Annotated in this window: 2 protein-coding genes; both read left to right on the forward strand. The window is 67.9% G+C overall.

What is annotated here, in order from left to right; translation table 11 throughout:
• Positions 1-66 precede the first annotated feature (66 nt).
• The gene (gene ispG / locus K789_RS0115550; protein WP_024367560.1) at positions 67-1,233 is read left to right on the forward strand and encodes a flavodoxin-dependent (E)-4-hydroxy-3-methylbut-2-enyl-diphosphate synthase; all 1,167 of its coding nucleotides are present in this window, start codon (positions 67-69) and stop codon (positions 1,231-1,233) included.
• Positions 1,196-1,495 (forward strand): DUF4081 domain-containing protein (locus tag K789_RS0115555; protein ID WP_128081644.1); only part of this gene is annotated, 300 nt, incomplete at its 3' end. The genes ispG and K789_RS0115555, both read left to right, overlap by 38 nt.

Raw genomic sequence — 1,495 nt, forward strand, 5'->3', positions numbered from 1 at the left:
CGGCCTCCTGGCCGGCCACGCCGCCTAGCCGCCCCCGCCAGACCTACTTCGACACAAGGAGTCCATGTGACCTCGGTCAGCCTGGGAATGCCGTCAGCACCGCCCCCCGTCCTCGCGCCGCGCCGCAAGACCCGCCAGATCAAGGTGGGTTCGGTCGGCGTCGGCTCCGATTCGCCGATCAGCGTGCAGTCGATGACCACCACCCCCACCACGGACATCAACGCCACGCTGCAGCAGATCGCCGAGCTCACGGCCTCCGGCTGTGACATTGTGCGCGTCGCGTGCCCGTCCGCGGACGACGCCGAGGCCCTGCCGATCATCGCCCGCAAGTCCCAGATCCCCGTCATCGCGGACATCCACTTCCAGCCGAAGTACGTCTTTGCCGCGATCGAGGCAGGGTGTGCGGCGGTCCGGGTGAACCCCGGCAACATCCGCAAGTTCGACGACCAGGTCAAGGAAATCGCCCGCGCGGCCAAGGACCACGGCACCTCGATCCGGATCGGCATCAACGCCGGCTCGCTCGAGCCCGGCATCCTGAAGAAGTACGGCAAAGCCACCCCGGAAGCCCTCGTGGAATCCGCCGTCTGGGAAGCCTCGCTGTTCGAAGAACACGGCTTCCACGACTTCAAGATTTCGGTCAAGCACAACGATCCTGTCATCATGGTCGCCGCCTACGAGATGCTGGCCGAACAGGGCGACTGGCCGCTGCACCTCGGCGTGACCGAGGCAGGCCCGGCCTTCCAGGGCACCATCAAGTCGGCCACGGCCTTCGGCGCCCTGCTGTCCCGCGGCATCGGCGACACCATCCGGGTTTCCCTCTCCGCCCCGCCGGTGGAGGAAATCAAGGTCGGCAACCAGATCCTGCAGTCGCTCAACCTGCGCCCGCGCAAGCTCGAGATCGTCTCCTGCCCGTCCTGCGGCCGCGCCCAGGTGGACGTGTACACGCTGGCCGAGCAGGTCACGGCAGGACTGGAAGGCATGGAGATCCCGCTGCGCGTGGCCGTGATGGGCTGCGTCGTCAACGGACCGGGCGAGGCCCGCGAAGCCGACCTCGGTGTCGCCTCGGGCAACGGCAAGGGCCAGATCTTCGTTCGGGGTGAAGTCATCAAAACTGTCCCGGAGGACCAGATTGTTGAGACACTGATCGAAGAAGCCATGCGTATCGCGGAAGAGATGGGGGAGGCCGATGGCGAAGATGCTGTCAAGGGTAGCCCCGTGGTTAGCGTCTCGTAAGGAGGGTGCCGCTCCCGGCGTCGCAGTCCGGACCCTTGGGGACCCGGACACTTCCCAGCTCGTGGACCTGGCGCGGCAGGACGCCGTCGCCAATGTCTTCATCCTGTCGCACCTGGCAACCGCCGGTTCGGCGGCGCCCACCACCGGCGGCGCCAGCATCCTGGGCGTGTTCGACGGCGGCACCCTCCTCGGCGCCTGCTGGGCCGGAGCCAACCTGGTGCCGGTGCAGCTGGACCCCGGGCTTGCCGGCGCGGTGGCGGCC

Origin of the sequence: Arthrobacter sp. TB 26 (assembly GCF_000427315.1) — a bacterium.
Lineage (GTDB): Bacteria > Actinomycetota > Actinomycetes > Actinomycetales > Micrococcaceae > Arthrobacter.